This is a genomic window from Pseudocolwellia sp. G5-9, assembly GCF_055808995.1.
In genome coordinates, this window is sequence record NZ_CM147893.1 from 4,242,953 (window position 1) to 4,259,377 (window position 16,425).

The 16,425-nt window shown below is 35.0% G+C and carries 22 protein-coding genes; 13 read left to right on the forward strand and 9 right to left on the reverse strand.

Features of this window, described 5'->3' with window-relative positions:
* The first annotated feature begins 101 nt into the window (after positions 1 to 101).
* From AC0L5Q_RS18430 to AC0L5Q_RS18460, 7 genes are all read left to right on the forward strand, one after another.
* Positions 102 to 974, forward strand: coding sequence for a LysR family transcriptional regulator (locus tag AC0L5Q_RS18430; protein WP_473612874.1), 873 nt, complete (start codon positions 102 to 104; stop codon positions 972 to 974).
* 117 nt (positions 975 to 1,091) lie between these two features.
* Complete coding sequence (locus AC0L5Q_RS18435) at positions 1,092 to 2,570, forward strand: ATP-binding protein (protein ID WP_473612878.1); 1,479 nt, start codon at positions 1,092 to 1,094, stop codon at positions 2,568 to 2,570.
* 18 nt (positions 2,571 to 2,588) lie between these two features.
* Complete coding sequence (locus AC0L5Q_RS18440; RefSeq protein ID WP_473612882.1) at positions 2,589 to 3,254, forward strand: response regulator; 666 nt, start codon at positions 2,589 to 2,591, stop codon at positions 3,252 to 3,254.
* A 101-nt stretch (positions 3,255 to 3,355) separates the two neighbouring features.
* Positions 3,356 to 3,664, forward strand: coding sequence for an EF-hand domain-containing protein (locus AC0L5Q_RS18445; RefSeq protein ID WP_473612886.1), 309 nt, complete (start codon positions 3,356 to 3,358; stop codon positions 3,662 to 3,664).
* A complete protein-coding gene (locus AC0L5Q_RS18450; protein ID WP_473612890.1) occupies positions 3,657 to 4,121 on the forward strand; it encodes a hypothetical protein in 465 nt (154 codons plus the stop codon). The genes AC0L5Q_RS18445 and AC0L5Q_RS18450 overlap by 8 nt, the downstream gene beginning before the upstream one ends.
* A 168-nt stretch (positions 4,122 to 4,289) precedes the next feature.
* Entirely contained in the window at positions 4,290 to 5,576 is a 1,287-nt protein-coding gene (locus AC0L5Q_RS18455) for a YHYH protein (RefSeq protein WP_473612894.1), read from the forward strand.
* A 75-nt stretch (positions 5,577 to 5,651) separates the two neighbouring features.
* Positions 5,652 to 6,179, forward strand: a complete 528-nt coding sequence (locus AC0L5Q_RS18460) for a hypothetical protein (RefSeq protein ID WP_473612897.1) — start codon at positions 5,652 to 5,654, stop codon at positions 6,177 to 6,179.
* 269 nt (positions 6,180 to 6,448) lie between these two features.
* On the opposite strand, the gene AC0L5Q_RS18465 is transcribed toward AC0L5Q_RS18460, so the two are convergent.
* From AC0L5Q_RS18465 to AC0L5Q_RS18505, 9 genes are all read right to left on the reverse strand, one after another.
* Positions 6,449 to 7,171: a hypothetical protein gene (locus AC0L5Q_RS18465; RefSeq protein WP_473612901.1), complete on the reverse strand. Its 723-nt coding sequence runs from the start codon at positions 7,169 to 7,171 to the stop codon at positions 6,449 to 6,451.
* Positions 7,161 to 7,943 (reverse strand): hypothetical protein, encoded by a 783-nt coding sequence (locus AC0L5Q_RS18470; protein WP_473612904.1) that lies wholly within the window; start codon positions 7,941 to 7,943, stop codon positions 7,161 to 7,163. Before AC0L5Q_RS18470 ends, AC0L5Q_RS18465 begins: the two co-directional genes overlap by 11 nt.
* Positions 7,940 to 8,326 carry a cupredoxin domain-containing protein gene (locus tag AC0L5Q_RS18475; RefSeq protein WP_473612907.1) on the reverse strand — a complete coding sequence of 129 codons (387 nt, stop codon included), beginning with the start codon at positions 8,324 to 8,326 and terminating at the stop codon, positions 7,940 to 7,942. The genes AC0L5Q_RS18470 and AC0L5Q_RS18475 overlap by 4 nt, the downstream gene beginning before the upstream one ends.
* Positions 8,326 to 9,639 (reverse strand): ATP-binding protein, encoded by a 1,314-nt coding sequence (locus tag AC0L5Q_RS18480; protein ID WP_473612910.1) that lies wholly within the window; start codon positions 9,637 to 9,639, stop codon positions 8,326 to 8,328. The genes AC0L5Q_RS18475 and AC0L5Q_RS18480 overlap by 1 nt, the downstream gene beginning before the upstream one ends.
* The gene (locus AC0L5Q_RS18485) at positions 9,640 to 10,299 is read right to left on the reverse strand and encodes a response regulator (RefSeq protein ID WP_473612914.1); all 660 of its coding nucleotides are present in this window, start codon (positions 10,297 to 10,299) and stop codon (positions 9,640 to 9,642) included. It lies immediately after the preceding gene.
* 121 nt (positions 10,300 to 10,420) lie between these two features.
* Positions 10,421 to 11,695, reverse strand: a complete 1,275-nt coding sequence (locus AC0L5Q_RS18490) for a DUF3570 domain-containing protein (protein WP_473612918.1) — start codon at positions 11,693 to 11,695, stop codon at positions 10,421 to 10,423.
* Positions 11,686 to 11,910, reverse strand: coding sequence for a DUF4266 domain-containing protein (locus tag AC0L5Q_RS18495; protein ID WP_473612922.1), 225 nt, complete (start codon positions 11,908 to 11,910; stop codon positions 11,686 to 11,688). The genes AC0L5Q_RS18490 and AC0L5Q_RS18495 overlap by 10 nt, the downstream gene beginning before the upstream one ends.
* A gap of 8 nt (positions 11,911 to 11,918) precedes the next feature.
* Entirely contained in the window at positions 11,919 to 12,440 is a 522-nt protein-coding gene (locus AC0L5Q_RS18500) for a TlpA family protein disulfide reductase (RefSeq protein WP_473612925.1), read from the reverse strand.
* 133 nt (positions 12,441 to 12,573) lie between these two features.
* Positions 12,574 to 13,278 (reverse strand): DUF6445 family protein, encoded by a 705-nt coding sequence (locus AC0L5Q_RS18505; protein WP_473612928.1) that lies wholly within the window; start codon positions 13,276 to 13,278, stop codon positions 12,574 to 12,576.
* Between the two features lie 350 nt (positions 13,279 to 13,628).
* Here AC0L5Q_RS18505 and AC0L5Q_RS18510 point away from each other — a divergent pair, with 350 nt between their 5' ends.
* From AC0L5Q_RS18510 to AC0L5Q_RS18535, 6 genes are all read left to right on the forward strand, one after another.
* Complete coding sequence (locus tag AC0L5Q_RS18510) at positions 13,629 to 14,078, forward strand: hypothetical protein (RefSeq protein ID WP_473612931.1); 450 nt, start codon at positions 13,629 to 13,631, stop codon at positions 14,076 to 14,078.
* Between the two features lie 32 nt (positions 14,079 to 14,110).
* Positions 14,111 to 14,302, forward strand: a complete 192-nt coding sequence (locus AC0L5Q_RS18515; RefSeq protein WP_473612935.1) for a hypothetical protein — start codon at positions 14,111 to 14,113, stop codon at positions 14,300 to 14,302.
* A 1-nt stretch (position 14,303) separates the two neighbouring features.
* Positions 14,304 to 14,810 carry a superoxide dismutase, Ni gene (sodN, locus tag AC0L5Q_RS18520; protein WP_473612938.1) on the forward strand — a complete coding sequence of 169 codons (507 nt, stop codon included), beginning with the start codon at positions 14,304 to 14,306 and terminating at the stop codon, positions 14,808 to 14,810.
* A gap of 20 nt (positions 14,811 to 14,830) precedes the next feature.
* Positions 14,831 to 15,112, forward strand: coding sequence for a S24/S26 family peptidase (locus tag AC0L5Q_RS18525; protein ID WP_473612940.1), 282 nt, complete (start codon positions 14,831 to 14,833; stop codon positions 15,110 to 15,112).
* A 243-nt stretch (positions 15,113 to 15,355) separates the two neighbouring features.
* The gene (locus tag AC0L5Q_RS18530) at positions 15,356 to 15,877 is read left to right on the forward strand and encodes an RNA polymerase sigma factor (protein ID WP_473612944.1); all 522 of its coding nucleotides are present in this window, start codon (positions 15,356 to 15,358) and stop codon (positions 15,875 to 15,877) included.
* Positions 15,878 to 15,896: 19 nt separating this feature from the next.
* Complete coding sequence (locus tag AC0L5Q_RS18535; RefSeq protein ID WP_473612948.1) at positions 15,897 to 16,256, forward strand: DUF6768 family protein; 360 nt, start codon at positions 15,897 to 15,899, stop codon at positions 16,254 to 16,256.
* The last annotated feature ends 169 nt before the right edge of the window (positions 16,257 to 16,425 follow it).

Below are 16,425 nucleotides of genomic sequence, written 5' to 3' on the forward strand. Positions count from 1 at the left end.
ATTATAGCTTGAGAATATGAATAAAAGTATTGATATAAATTAATTAACTTATTCAATTTAATTTATACTCTTTGATAGCTATTATTTAGAACCGTAAGTAAATGACATTAGATCAAATTAGAACATTATGCCGCATTGTAGAGTGCGGAACTTTGCAAAAAGCCGCATTAAGTTTACATAAAACCCAACCTGCATTGTCTATGGCATTGAAGAAGCTAGAGGCAGAATATGGTTTTCAAATTTTAACTAGAGATAACTACCGATTAACCTTAACCGAAGCTGGCAAGTTGTTTTATCATAAAGCGCAAGAGCTACTGCAATCGGCTTCACAGCTTAATTCTTTAGGGCAACATTTAGGTGAAGGGAACGAAGCTAAAATAAGGCTAGGTTATGACGCTATATGCCCGTTATCGAATATATTATCGGTGTTAAAACGCTGCCAAACTCAATTTCCCTATACTGAAATAGAATTAATTGGCGAGTCTCGTTTTGGTTCTTTAGATTTACTTAAAAAAGAAAAAATTGATTTAGCCATTAGCCCATGGTGGCCAACGCTTTATGCCTTAGGTGGTTTAGAATCGTTACCTATTAGCCACTTCAGTATTATTTTAGTGGCAGCACCTCAATTATTTCCTACTTTTAAAAACATTAATATTAATGACTTAAAACAAGAAGTACATATTAACGTAGAAGAGAGTGATTTGAGCTTTGACACTCACGATCTTATTTTACTTAAAGGTTGCAGACAGTGGCGAACCAAAGACGCTTACACCCTTAAAAATATGCTCGTTGAAGGGTTAGGCTGGGGTTATATTCCTGAATTTATGGTGGCAGAAGAGCTTAAATCAGGCCAACTGATTAAGCTACAACTTGCTGAACTTGAATACAGCATAAGTGGTGAGATACGTTTAATTAAACGACAAGAAACTACATTAGGGCCTGTTTCAAGTATGATTTGGAATGAATTTTCATAAGAGAGAAGGTTTCATCTTAAATCGTTTAGCTTATGCACATTATTTGCACATTTAATTGCTATTCTAGTTTTATGAAATGGTTGCTTGCTCAATAATATTAAGGTTAATTGTTGGTTTATGAATATTCAAAAAAAATTCTTTTTAATATTTTTTGGCTTTAGTTTGGTATTGGTTTTATTCCTTGTTTTACTTATGCAGTGGAGCCTTGGAAAAGGCATGATTGAATACGTTAATACTAAAGAAATAGAAACACTTACACCTGTAGTAAAAGAACTCGCTACAGAATATCAAAAACATGATAATTGGCAGGGAATGAGCGGAAAGCATAACAAATTACGACACTTAATTTCAGAAAGCCTTTCGAACAGTGACTTTTCAACCAGACCACCCGCTTTAGGTTTTCAGCATAAAAGACCTTCGGAGTTACCGCCTCAAGATCGTGAGCATGGCAGAGCAAGAGATGGTTTTCCTTTAGGTGAGCATTTACCGCCACCACCACATTCTTCTGGTAGCGAAGCACATTATGCTTTATTTGACAGTAATAATGTTCTTATTGCAGGCAAGGCTTTCGAAAACTTGGAATACAGCAAGAAAAAGATCCTTGTTAATAATAACACGGTAGGTTTTTTAGCGGTGTCTAAACGTAATCAGTTAACCCAAGGTTACGAGCTAGATTTTATAGAGCAACAACGGCAGTATTTATGGCTGATCGGGATTCTTTTAATGGGGTTAGTTGCTTTAGTTGCTTTACCCTTAGCAAGGCATGTTGTTGAGCCTATTCGCTTAATTACCCGAGGTGTACATAAATTAACGCAGGGAGATTATCAACATCCAATTCATTTGAATCGACAAGACGAACTCGGTGAGCTGAGTCGCGACTATAATGAATTAGCGCTTACCTTATCGGAAAATGAAATAGCGAGAAAACGCTGGTTAGCTAATATCTCTCACGAGTTACGTACGCCTATTGCGATTTTAAGTGGCGAGCTTGAGGCGATGCTTGATGGTATTAGGCCATTAACGCAAAGCAATATTTCTTCTGCAAATGACGAATTGAAACACTTAACACGTCTTATTGAAGACCTACAACAACTCACTAGCGCTGATATTGGCGGCATGCGCTACCGTAAAAAACATGAAAACTTAGTCGAGTTATTACAAAGTGAAGAAGACAAATATCGTAGTTACTTGTCTGATGCTGACATGACATTGAGTGTAGATGTTAAGGATGAAAATATTGCTATTTATGTTGATAAAACAAGGCTGTATCAATTGTTTGAAAACATTATTAATAATGCCATTAAGTATTCAAATGGCACCAAATTTAAAATATCGTTAGGTGTTGAAGCAAAGGCTACAGAGCCCTTAGCGTTTATTACTTTTGAAGATAATGGATGTGGAGTTGACGATAAGCACTTAGGTAACTTATTTGAACATCTATACCGTGTTGAAAATTCTAGAAATCGTAAAACAGGTGGTTCAGGTTTAGGTTTGTCTATATGCCGTCACATTGTTAATGCACATCAAGGTGAAATATTAGCTGAACATTCAAGTTTAGGCGGCTTAGCTATCGTGATTAAATTACCAATTTCCTAAAATAATTAGAGAACGTATATGACAAATTCAATATTGATCGTAGAAGATGAAGTAAAACTTGCAAACTTGTTACACGACTACTTTGAGAATTCAGACTTTATACCTCACTTAATTCATCATGGTGACGAGGTGATACCATGGGTAAAAGAGCATAATCCCAACGTTATTTTACTCGATGTTATGTTACCTGGTAAAAACGGCATTGATCTTTGCAAAGAAATTCGCCAATTTTCAAATATTCCTATTTTAATGGTTACTGCAAAAACCGATGAAATAGATCGTCTTTTAGGGCTAGAGTTAGGCGCTGATGACTATATTTGTAAGCCTTTTAGTTTTAGGGAAGTAGTTGCTAGAGTTAAGGCCGTATTACGAAGAATTCAGCATGTAGATAACAATCTTAATATGTTGCAGCTTGATGAACATCGTTTTACGGTTACGTTGAATCAGCAAGAGGTCACATTAACTTCAGTTGAGTTTCAATTACTGAAGCCTTTAGTGAATAAGCCAGAACGTATTTTTACGCGAACACAGTTGATGGAAAATATGTATTCAGATCACCGTATTGTTAATAATCGTACTATCGATAGTCACATAAAAAAACTACGTAAAAAGCTCTTAAGCATTAGTGATGGTAAAGATTGGATTGAATCAGTATATGGCACAGGTTACCGTTTAGTTTTATAAAAAAACGCTCATTTTAAACTTCCTTTTTTTGTGCACATTGTTTGCAAATTCTCTTGTTATTCTTAGCTTGAAAGTTAAATTAACAAGTACAGGAAATTCTTATGAGCATTTATAACAAATCAATTATTGCAATTACGCTATTAATAGCAGCAACCGCCTCTGTTCAGGCAAATGATACAATGCAAGAAAAAATGGGAGGACATCAACGACCTAGTTTTGAATCGATAGACGCTAACGCAGATGGAGATATTGATCTTGATGAGTTTTCATTACAGGAACTTCCTCATGGTGATCACCAAACGGTGTTTACTAGCATAGACACTGATAATAATGGTGTTATAAGCCAAGAAGAATTTGATAACCATAAACCACCACATCCTAAACATGGAAAAGGCAAGCATCATGATTAATTCAATAAATTCTGGTATGCCAATGCCGCCACCACCACGTTCAGATCAAAAGTTAACAGAAGAGCAGCAAAGCTTGATCTCTGAAACTTTGTCAAAATTTGACGCTGAAAATATTAATGAAACCGATGCGCTGAGTATTATTGATGCATTTTCTCAAGCTGGAATTCAACCGGGTGAAGCGCTTGAAAAAGCAATGTCGTCATTTGGTTTTGATGCTAAAACATTAGGGGATCTTGCTGACGTAAAAGGGCAAGGGGGAATGCCACCGCCACCACCTAAGCAAAGCACTGAAGAAATAACGTCTATGGTAGATTATCTAAAAGAGCTTTTAGATGAGAAGCTAGCAACGGGTAGCGACAGTGTACTCAGTGATGAAGATAAACAGTCAATTTTGGCTCAAGTCTTTGAAAAATTTGATATAGAAAGCGGCGAGTCTATTATTAATACCACAGCATAAAACTTGATTACTGATTTATGGTCATTAAACGTATAAAAACGAGAGCCACTTTTTAATAGGAAGTGGCTTTTTTATATTCCTTATTTTATGCACATTGTTTGCACATTAACCTATTAGTATTACCAGCATAGTAATAGTTGGTATTACCCTGTTGGAGTCGATATAACAATGAAACATTCTCTTTTTTCCACTAAAAATAAAGCCAGTTTTCAAAACAGCGTAAGCTTTACATTATCAAGTTTGGTTCTGGCTTGTTCACTTGCTGCTTGTGGTGGCAGTAGTACGAATGAAACGCAAACGAGTGTTGAATCTAATACTGCACCTGTTGCTAATGCGGGGGCAGATCAAACCCTTTTTATTGGTAGTACGGTAACGCTTTCAGGTGCACAAAGTACTGATGCAGATGGCGACACATTAAGTTATTCGTGGAATTTATCTACTTTACCTAATGGTAGTGTTTCTGAATTGTCTAGTGATACTGAGCTTTCTACATCATTTATTGCTGATGTTGCGGGCCTTTATGTTGTGTCGTTAATGGTTAACGACGCTAGCGAAAACAGTGAAATTGACAGTGTTAACATTCTTGTATCAAACGTTACTCAAGGCTATACAGACGGTGTTTTATGTGATTATAGTTACGATGCCTATAATGATTCTGACTCGGTGCAACTAAACAGTACCGTAACTTGGACATGTAGCGATGAAGAGCGAGAATTAACGTCTAATGGTGTTCCAGACCACGCGGTAGGCACTTTTCCTAATACTAATAACCCCAATACGATAACAGAACAAAGTGTAGCCGAAAGTTATAGCTTAGCACCTGTTGAAACGACTGTTGCTACAACATTAGGTGGACCTGCAGGTCCTACGGGATACGTACTAAATGGCGTGAAAATTGATGCTAATACCGCTGGAAGTTGTGACGATTCAGGCGATAACTGTAGTTTGATAGGTAATGAAGGTAACTGGCATATTGAGGCGTTAGGACATAATAGTTTTAATTTCGGTACCGATGACAACAATGCGCATGTACAGCCCGGAGGTGTTTATCATTATCATGGTATGCCTGAAGGTTTTGTAACTAAGCAAGGCGGTGACAATACCACTATGACCATTATTGGTTGGGCGGCAGATGGATTTCCTATTTACGCACGCTATGGCTATAGCATTGCTAGTGATAATACCTCTCCCCTTAAGTCAATGACGGGAAGTTATCAGTTAGTTACTGAAGTTAGTGAATCAAGACCATCTGTTGATACGTATGCCTTAGGTACCTTTGGTGAAGATTGGGAATATGTTGCTGGTTCAGGTGATTTAGATGAATGTAACGGGCGAGTGGGCGTTACGCCAGAATTTCCAGCAGGTATATATCATTATTACGCCACAGACAGCTATCCGTACTTGCAACGTTGTGTAAAAGGAGAAGTTGAAGCGGGCAGTGTGCCACCACGCTAAATCATTAAATTTTAAGACTCTTTTGTTAAAGAGTCTTAAACCTATAGCCCTTTTAAATAATGAGAGATCTTTTTCATGAAAAATATAAAAATTGGTTTCATTGCAATAGTGAGCTTACTAACTAGCATGTTTGTATCAAGCCATTTGTATGCCCACGTCATGGTTGCTCAACACGGAACACTCAATGTTATTGATAATAAAGTATTTATGGTGCTTTCATTACCCGTTTCAGCTTTTGAGGGAGTGGACGATGATAATGACGGAAAACTGTCTAAAACCGAATTTACTCGCCATCGTACAGTGATTAGTAATCTTATTCATAAGCGTGTTGTACTTAAAGAAAATAATGACAAGTTGGTATTGCAAGACATGCTACTTTCACCCGTTGTATCTCATCAGTCGTCAAAATCACCTGTTTCACAATTAATTGTAATGGGGCGTTATAGTTTAGCGGATCCTTTTAGTCAGTTAGAGTATGAAGTAGATCTTTTTGGTACAGAGCCAACTGAACAATTATTGGAAGTTACTGCTACCCGTAAAAGTGACCAAAAGAAACAACTTATAAAACTAACAGTTAAAGGTTCGAGTATCTCTATATTTTAATAAACGATAGAAGGAATGGGTAGTCTGGTTTGAAGTCTAATTGGCCGTGAGTTTTTTGTAGCATGTATTTTGTAATATATACCCGTTATCGATCAAGATGTGTATTTCAGAGCGCTTGATGGATATCAATTCATCATAACGAGGGGTTACAATCAGCTATTTGTTGTTGCTCTTTTACATAGAGTAACTATGCCGCAAGTGCAAGGCCTACATTAAATCGCGTTTGACTCGAACAAAATTTAAACATGAAAGTTCAACAGACTCTAGCATTAAAATTCATACTCTATAGCAAAGCGTAGGGTATGATTTTTTCCTTTATGAGACACTTCAGAAATAAACCCTGCTTCCCATTTTAATTGTTTTTGTCCTTCAAATCGGTGAACCCCCATAAAACCTGGACCTAAACCTACAAAGTTTTCTCCAGTATAAATTTCAAGGGAAGGTTGCAATTCAGGTAGGTATCTATAACGATATTGCGCTCTAAATTCTAATTCCCATTCGTCTTGAATATCTTTTCCCCACTCTTTAATCGCGAAAAGGTTTAGTGTTAGGCTATTTTTATTCAATTCTTTTTCAAAAATAAGGCCCATAGTTGCTTCGTAAATATTTAAGCTTCTTTGTTTTTCAAGTTCAAAAAGTACTCCCCAGTCGGCCCAAAATTGACCTTGTTCTGTTAGCATCCAGCGGGCTTCTATTTCAGTAGCTTGTAATTCAAAATTCCCTGTTTCATCTCTTTCTCCAATTATAAAATATTCAACGGCTAGATCTTCTAATAGTGATAGACCGTAGCCAATACGTTGCGCTAAAACGTTATCAGCACTTGTTTGACTAGACATTAAGCGCCATTCAATACTTTGTTCATTCGCTACTACGTAGGGATGATATATTTTGTCTACCACCATACCGTCAGCTAATACTATGGGGCTGGTAAATGTTGCCATCATTAAAGTGAACATTAAGGCGAGTAATGTGTTTATTTTTTTATTTCTCATAGTGGTTCTTCTCTATGAATGCTTTGGTTAAGGCTTGCGTGATGAAAGGTAACGTAAAAGCTAAACCGTATATTACGAGGAATAACAGTGAAGGAGATTCTTCGTATCCTATTAGGGCTTTAAGTACATGACCATATTCTGAATTGTCTTGTACGAATGCACCTAAGTTTACAATGGGGGGGCCAACGTCAATTAAGTCTACTTGTGATAGATAAGTAGTTATTTGGCTTATTTGTCCGGCGAGAAATAAGGCCCAAAAAACGTTGATGAGTCTATTTTTATTTCGCTCTATTATTTCTGTCAAGATAAAAGAAAATAAGGTGCTAAAGCTAGCACAAATTCCTACCCCAATAATACAACCAATAAATATGTTCATATGATTGTTTTGGCGCTGAAAATACACATCAAAAAATATTAAAAATGCACTGGCTTTTAAAACGATAAAAGCACCAACACCTAATAAGAACATGTCTTTAGTGTGTGATGACAACAAACTGTTTTTAGAAGTTGATGAGTTAATAAAAAATAAAAAGCAATAGGTAATAAAAAGTAGGGCAACAAAGGTACGTTCAATGCCAGTACCTTCGAACATTTCACTTACGTATGGTGCTGCGAGAAAAAACAATAAACTACTGAATATCCCGAACGAAATCGCAGACGATAAATATGAAAAGCTTAAGGTTTTATTTTTTAAAAATACCTGTAAATAACTTAATAAAATAAAAATAGGTAATAAGTCGCGTAAAAATAAAATAACGGTATTAATTATCATGGCGTTTCCTCCACTACAATAATTTTACCTCTGGCGGTATTCGGGTGAAATTCGCCAAAATATTCATAAGTGCCTACGGGTAATGGTCCAACATATATGGTGGATTTTTTACCGGAAAAAATAACTTTTTCTCTATTTAGGTCAAAACTGTCAAATTCTTCAGCGACATTATCTTTGTTTTCGATAATAATTTTTACTTTTATATTAGCAGGTATAGCCAGTGTTGAAGGTGTAAAAATATGGTCTTTAATAGTGAGGTAATACACTTTGTTTTTAGCACAAGCATATTGACTCCAAATGCTTGCTATAAAAAGTGCGGCATATAATAACTGGCTTACTGTTGAATAAAGTAAAGGTGTTAGTATGTTACGTTGTGGCTGCATTATTGAACACCCACTAATGAAATAGGAAAAACAACGGTGACACATAATCCACCAAGCGATGAACGTGAGCAAGATATTTCACCGTTATGTAAAGTCGTTATATGTTTGACTATTGATAAGCCTAAACCCGAACCTTTAATGTGAGAGTGCTGGGAGTCAACTCGATAAAAACGTTCATAAATTTTAGGAAGCTCTTCATCACTAATTCCTGGGCCTGAATCTTCAACGCTGACTTTAATTGAGTTATTTTCATGGGTAATAGTCAGTTTAATTTCAGACTTGTTACCACTGTATTTTATTGCATTTTTTAGTAAATTTTCAAACAAGGTGTATAAAGCGAAGTAGTTTCCTAACAAACTATTTTTATTGGCTGTTTCTAACGAAATATTTTGTTGATGAGCCGATAGTAAATCAAAGTTACTGCCGATCACGTCTTGTAGAATAACTTCTAGATCAACCGTTTCTGTTTTTTGGTTAAAGTTTTCTGGCGTAAAGCGATATAGCGCAATAATTTGTTCGATAACATGAGCCATTCGATCAACGTTTTGTTGAAGTTCGGTAAACTCTGTAATGGTTAGTTTGTTATTTTCAAAAGACTTTTGAATATTATGCGCATTTATTTTTAGTACGCTAATAGGTGTGCGTAATTCATGAGCTGTGTTGGCGGTGAGTTGTTTTTCTCGATCGAATGAATCTGAAAGTCGAACCAATAATTGATTAAGGCGATTAAGCACTGGAGCTAATTCAATTGGGGGTTTGGTTAAGGTGACTTCTGATAAGTCGTCGGTGTTTTTGTTTTTTAATTGTTGAGACAAACTCACTAAAGGCTTTAAGCTTTTATTAATAATATAAAAAACAATTAATGCAATAAAAGGTAAAGCAAATAGGAGGGGAGTGGTAATAACAAATAAAATAGACTCTGCCGACTCAATTCTTGACGACATAGGTTGTGCTACTAATATTTCAAAGGCGTTTTCTTTTAAAGAATAGGTTTTCCATCGTTTACCACCAAAAAATACCTCGTTGTTATATTTTGACGAAGCATTAAATTTTGAGCTTGGCATTTGTTCGCTTTTACTGACTAATACGCCATTTTTAAATACTTGAAAGGCAAAAGCATCGTCTATTGTTGAAGGTAATGTTTGATTAGATTTACTCATAGCTAAAACGAAAGTTGCAATGGAATGAAGTTCTTGATCGAATATTATGTCGAGCTGCTTAACCGTATTTTTATACCCGTATAAAGCTGAAAAAAACGAAGCTAACATTACCGCAGATATAATAAGGGTAATAAGTTGCTTTTTTATCGACATTTACGCCTTACTCACAATATAACCAACACCTCTAACGGTTTTAATGAAGGTTTTAGGAAGCTTTTTACGAATATTATGTACGTGAACCTCAATAGTGTTGCTGCAAACTTCTTCGCCCCATTCGTACAACTTGTTTTCAAGTGAAGCTTTAGAATTTATTCTGCCTGCATTTTCCATGAGTGATTTTACGATCATGTATTCTCTACGAGAAAAATTAACGCTTTCATCATCTATTAAAATTTGCTGAGCTTTAGTGTCTAATTTTATATTGTTGATAACTATTGTGTTGTCTTGATTGGTACCTATTCGTCTTTCTATTACTCTTAATCTTGCGAGTAGTTCAGCGATATCGAAAGGTTTAGCGAGATAATCTTCTGCTCCTAGGTCTAACCCTTTTACTTTGTTTTCAACACCGTCTCTTGCCGTTAAAATAAGTACAGGTATGTGTTTGTTTTTTTCTTTTATTTTACGTAAAACATCTAAGCCATCAATATCAGGTAAACCTAAATCTAAAATAACGCTATCAAAATCTTCTGTAAGTATAGCGTTTACTGCATCATTACCTTTATCAACCCAATTAATTGTGTAGCTTTCATTATATAAAGACTGCTTTAACCCTTGAGCAAGCGGTATATCGTCTTCAACTAATAATATTTTCATGGGAAGTGCCTTGATTATTTTGCGTAAAGTTTACATTAATAACGTTACTTTTATTATAGCAGCAAGCCATCAAACCTATGAAGGTTTGATGGCTTGCTTAGTACTTTAATAATATCAACAATTAAAAGCTGTAGCTTACCTGTGCAACAACCGCATTGATACTTGGGTATAAGTCAACATCGTTTAATACTCCTGGCTCTTCTATGCCTGTACTATTTGACGACTGCTGAAAAAACTCTAACCTGAATGAAAGCTCAGTATTGTCTTTCATTGGTATGCCGTATTTTACTCCTACCGTTATACTATCCATTTTACCTAATCGATAATCAGCACTCATATAACTAGGTAGCGGGTTGCTACTTAACTGAAACGGCTGATAAAACTCGGCAGCATCTTGAGTGTAATAACGTATATGTGGTTCAATGTAACTATCGCCTAATGGAATTCTATAACGTGCATCTAACGTATGAGACGTTACTTCCCAATCATCCCAAAAATAACGGTAAGAAATATCGATAATTGAATTTGATAAAAAATGATGTTTTGTCTGCCAAAAAATACTATTTTTTACGCGCTTATCAGGTCGGTTTTCATAAAGCTGTTTTTCAGAAAAACCATTTGAGTCAACTAAACTTACCACTTTGAATGGATCTGTTAAATAACCATCAACTTGTGAGTATGAATAGTTAAATTGCATAATTGTTTGTCGGTCAATAACTTGCGTAATACCCAATAGTAAATCTATTGTAGTTTTATCGTCATCACTGCCTGAACGGTTTAATTCACTGTTTGGTGCAACCATTTCAGCAAAAGCTATTGGTATGCCGCCTTCAGGCGTTATTGTGTCGTTACTGTAAGCAATGCCAGCAGATAGCGTGGTGTTTTTTTGATTAAAATCTCGCGCAATATTAGCGTTTAACCCTAAAGATAAATAATCGTATTCATTCGAAAAATGCAAACCGCCACTTACGCGATAATCTTCTGCAAAAGGTTGTGTCCATTGAGCATTAAACTGTAAACGTGTGTCGTGGAAAGTATCGTCTAAAGGTGTTTCGCCAGCTGGAGTATCGAAAGAACCATTACCTGAAGGACGAGTAAAGGTTTGTACATTAGGTTGTGCTACTGCGCCATTTGCTGAAGCGCCAGTGAGAACATCAACCGTTAGTTTTAAATTCAAAAAATGTTCGTCTTGAAACTCTTTAGTACCGGCTAAAATTAATTCAGTTGCTTGTACACGGTCGGTTTCACCATAGTACATAAGTGCAGTGTCAAATTCCCAGCTTTTTTCTTCTTCTGCGTGGGCTGATGTGCCTAATAAGGTGCAAGTTGCTACGGTAAGCAACTGGGTAATATTTACCTTGTTTTTGCTCGATTTTTTATTGTTCATTAATTGCATCCGCAACCCCCTCCTGCAAAGCCTCGTCCGCCACTTGATGATTCTTTACTGAAATAAATATGATCATCAAGAGAAGCATCAATAGGAGACGAATTTAATGCCATTTCGTCTTTAGCTAACAAGTCTCTTTCCCATGGTTGTACGCCTAAGCTACTACAAGCAGAAGTCAGCGCGACAATGCTAACGATAAGTATTGTATGTTTATAATTTTTCATAATGTTTCCTACATTGTTGCTAAATTATTAGGCGATGAAGCGATTAATTGAGCAATTTCTTGTTCATAATTTGTGATTTTTGCACTAAAAAATCCTGTATGACGTTTCATTATTTTACCCTCTTGATTAATTAAATAACTGCTGGGCATGCCTTTAATTTTAAACTTTTTAGCCAGACTTCCTTTAGGATCATAAATAACAGGAAAATTAGCGGGTGAGGTTTGTAAAAATGTTTCAGCTAACGTTTTTTCATTATCAAGATTAATACTAATAACGGTAAATTTGTCTGAGTTGTACGAAGATTGAATTTTGTTCATCCACGGAAAAGACTTTCTACAAGGACTACACCACGAGGCCCAAAAATCAATATAAATGACCTTACCTTTGTGCTTAGCCAATAATGTATCTAATTCTATTTGTGTGTTGTTAGCTGCTTCTCCACTATAAGAAAGCGGAGAAAAAATGGCGATAATTATTACCAATAATAATGAGGTAATTGTTGAGGTTTTAGTGTTTAAAATAAAAGCCATATATGTCTCCATAATAATAATATGGAAAGTTTACGGGGTGAAACTTAAGGTAAACTTAAGAAACGCAATATATCTCGATTTAGGAAAGGGATTTAACGATTGTTAAAATAGCCTTTAGCTTTAATTTTTAAATTTACTCGAACTGTATGAAAATATTTGCCGTTAAACGACCTGTTTCAATATTATCGATGATATTTGTTTTTAAATTATCTAAAAAGGGTGAATGGAAGTGTGTGCCCGGATATATAACCAATCGATTTTGACGGTATGGAATAATGTCGATTAACTCAAATAGTTCGCTTGAATGACTAAAATACTTTTGTTCAAATAAACCGTTTTTATTAATAAAATCATTCATTGAATTAATATATTCACTTATGTTCTCTTCAGATACTCGTTCAATATTAGTTAATTTATTACGATAGAAAGCGGTTCCGCCAAATTCTCCAGCATTTAAATAATGGGTAAAAGCGATATAGTTTGGTTTTAAATTATCGTAATGTGGAATGCATTGTTCAGGTATTAACTCTTTTTCATTTCGAGTTAATATTGAATAGGCAGAACGTTCAATAGTATGGCGATTTAAATTCGATAGTAAACTTGTTTTTTGTTGTACTTGCTCAATCAACTGATTGATTAATTGTAAATAAAACTCAGGTAAATTTGCTCTTCTTCCAGGATAAAAGCTCTTGCTTTCATCATCAAAAGTAGCGGTGTTTAAAGCATAATTAATTAATGGATTAATATCTTCTAGCACGTCATCAATAATAACAATTTCTGTTTTTTGATGACCAATGAGCTTTGTTGATATTTTCATTTTGTGATTTAGTTTTATCATGCCATACACCTTATTCTATTCTACATAATGATAAGCTATTGATTGTTTTAAGTATAGTTTTCGTCATGCTGAACTTATTATTAACGATAATAGTCGGTTTATTTATACCCATGCGAGTTCCTGATACTGTATTCAGTAATTTTTCTTTTATGCTTCCCTCGTTATTAAATTAATCTTACCTCTGTTCAATAAATTATTCTCTAGCCACCATTTTTACTGACTTCATCGTTAAATTTAGGATCAATAGATCTGAGTTCGGGTTAAATTAATTTCTTTGTACTAGATTTTTTAAGGGAAACACTTTAGTATAAATCTAAATGGTAATGATTCTTATTTTGTTTTGGGTGTCTATGAAAGAATGGGAAAGTATAATGAGGGAAGCTAAACAAGCTTTTAACGATAAAGTGTTTAGTGTGGCTATTTTTTTAAATAAGCAGGCACTCGATGTAGCAAATGATCGCTTTAACGAATATGTAAACGAAGACGCTGAAAAGTCAGTCGCTGCAGTTATGGTGAGTTATTTCAGCTTAGCTGATTCATATATTCAAATTAGAGACTTTCAGCAAGCCTATAGTATTTATCAACAGAGCTTTAGTTTTCTTCAAGTTATTACAAGTGACCTTTACAAAAATAGAGAACTAGAGGTGGCAGCTTCTCATGGTATGTCTCATTTAAAAAACGAGTGGTATCTCTTTATTAAGCATCATGAAAATAAATTACAGACGTTAACCCCATCATTAATACATCAATTTCAAAAAAACTTAAATCAGTTAATGAGCGCAACTTTAACCATTCATTAGCTTTATAAATATCACTTAAATAAGGAAGCATAATGCTAAAAATTTTTACTCTGTCTTTTATGGCTTTATTTTCTAGCCTATCGTTTGCACATGAAGGTCATGACCATGGTCATTGGTCTAGCAATTTAACGCATTTAATTTTAGCGTTTGCTGTTGTAGGTATTGTTGCCGTGGGTATACAAGTTTTTCGTCGTAAAAATCAACAGAGAAAAAGGGGAGAATAATATGATTCATTCAATGTTAACTGCTTTAGATAAAGTAAGTTCTTTTAAAACAGCCTCTGCGCATTGCGACATACCCTGTAAGATATACGATCCTAGTACTGCACAAATATGTGCATTAACTATGATCCGTATGGTTGATTTGATTGAAGAAGTAAATGCTAAGGAAAGCCCCGTTCCAGCAGATCGTTTTCAACAAGTGCGTTTAATCAATGAAAAAGAAGCGCATGGCATAAAACTGAAAGAAGAAATTAGAGTTATTTGGGGGGATTATTTTAAACAGCCTCAAATAGATAAGTACCCAGACATTCATAGGCTTGTGCATAATATTATGATGCAGGCATCTAAAGTTAAGCAAGGTGTAAATCGAGAAGAAGCTTTAAAGTTACTTGAATTGATTAATGATTTTTCTACTATATTTTGGGAAACTAAGGGGATACCTACCTATTTAGCTGTATGTCCTTATCCGCCGAGTCAGGCTGTTGTATACCCTCAACTAGCATCAATCTAATGTGTATTAGGTGGTAGTATTTGATTCATTTAATTAGGGTGAATGGTAATAGTATGTTGCCTGAACTTGCTAACGGTGACTTTGTTATTGTGAGTACGTTTTATTGGTCTTTAAACGTTGGTGATTTAATTGTTGCTGAGCACCCTGAATATAAATCTATTATTAAGCGTATTGTTAAATTGTCTGAAACGAAAGGAGTGCTATTATCTAGCGCTCATCAAAGTGGTGTTTCAACAGAGCAAATAGGTTGGATCCCTAAAAAAAAGATCTTTGGCAAAGTGTTGTATCAATTTAAATCCTAATTCCCTATTTTTTCTCCTAAATTAATTCTAATAAATTATGAACATGGCCAAAATATTAGTTATTGAAGACGATCAAGCACTCAATAATTAACTTGCTGATTTATTAAATAAAGCCAGCTACGAAGTTGATCAAAGCTTGTACCTCTTCAATTCCTCGCATTACTTTATAATATTTTTACATTAGCATGAACCTTTCATCACAGCCTTGCGTCTTGTTATTGAAGCAAACAAAAAGACAATACTATGGAACAAGCACAAATAGATTTACTCGTTATTGATGCGAAATTAGGTAAAGACATTGCGTTTGCACAGCTGTTTAATTATTTTCAGCAAGGTTTACTTCGCTACGCTTATAAAGTGAGTTCTGACTCTCAAATAGCCCAAGAAGCGACACAAAATAGTTGGATAAAAGTTACTAGAAACCTCACTAAATTAAAGGATCCAAGAGCCTTTAAAAGCTGGTTGTTTCAACTGACTCATTGGCAGGTTCTAGATTTACTGCGTAAACAAAAAATACATGACCAATGTATTGATATTGAAGAAGTAGATGAATTAACAAGTTCTGCACCTGCCAATGAAAACAGTGAATTGTATTTTTATATATCTCAACTTGAGAATATTGATAAACAAGCCATTCATTTATTTTATTTAGAAGAAATGAGCTTACAAGAAATTAGTATCGTGCTTTCAATACCTATAGGTACGGTTAAGTCACGATTAAATCGTGCAAGAAATACGTTAAAAAATAAATTATCAAACCAGTAAATAGATAAGGAATAATGTGATGAATATAGATAAAAAAATTAAAGAAGAATTAGAGTCAGAGGCTAAACAAGTTGATCAAATTTTAGTACATCAAGAAGGCTTGTTTTCAATGTTGGCAAACGCATATAAAGGCGCTTTAGGTGGTTGGATGATCTTAGTGTCTATTATAACGCTGGCGGTATCAGCAATGATGGTTTGGGCGGGATACGAATTCTTTTTTGTAGAATCTATACTAGAACACAAGCTACATTGGGGCGTTGTATTAATTATTTCATTGGTCGTTCAAATAGCATTAAAAATGTGGACCTTTATGGAAATTAATCGTATGTCGACATTAAGAGAATTAAAGCGGGTGGAGCTGGCGATAAGTAAGTTATAATAAATTTATTCAACTGTAAAACTACCAAGGGTGATTATCTCATTACGAGCCTTTGGTTTTGTTTTATATTTTTTGATGATCATGTATGGTGAGGGCATATATACCTGTTACCAATCAAGATACGTATTTCAGAGCACTTGAGCGATATCAATTCAAGGCAATGTTTTGT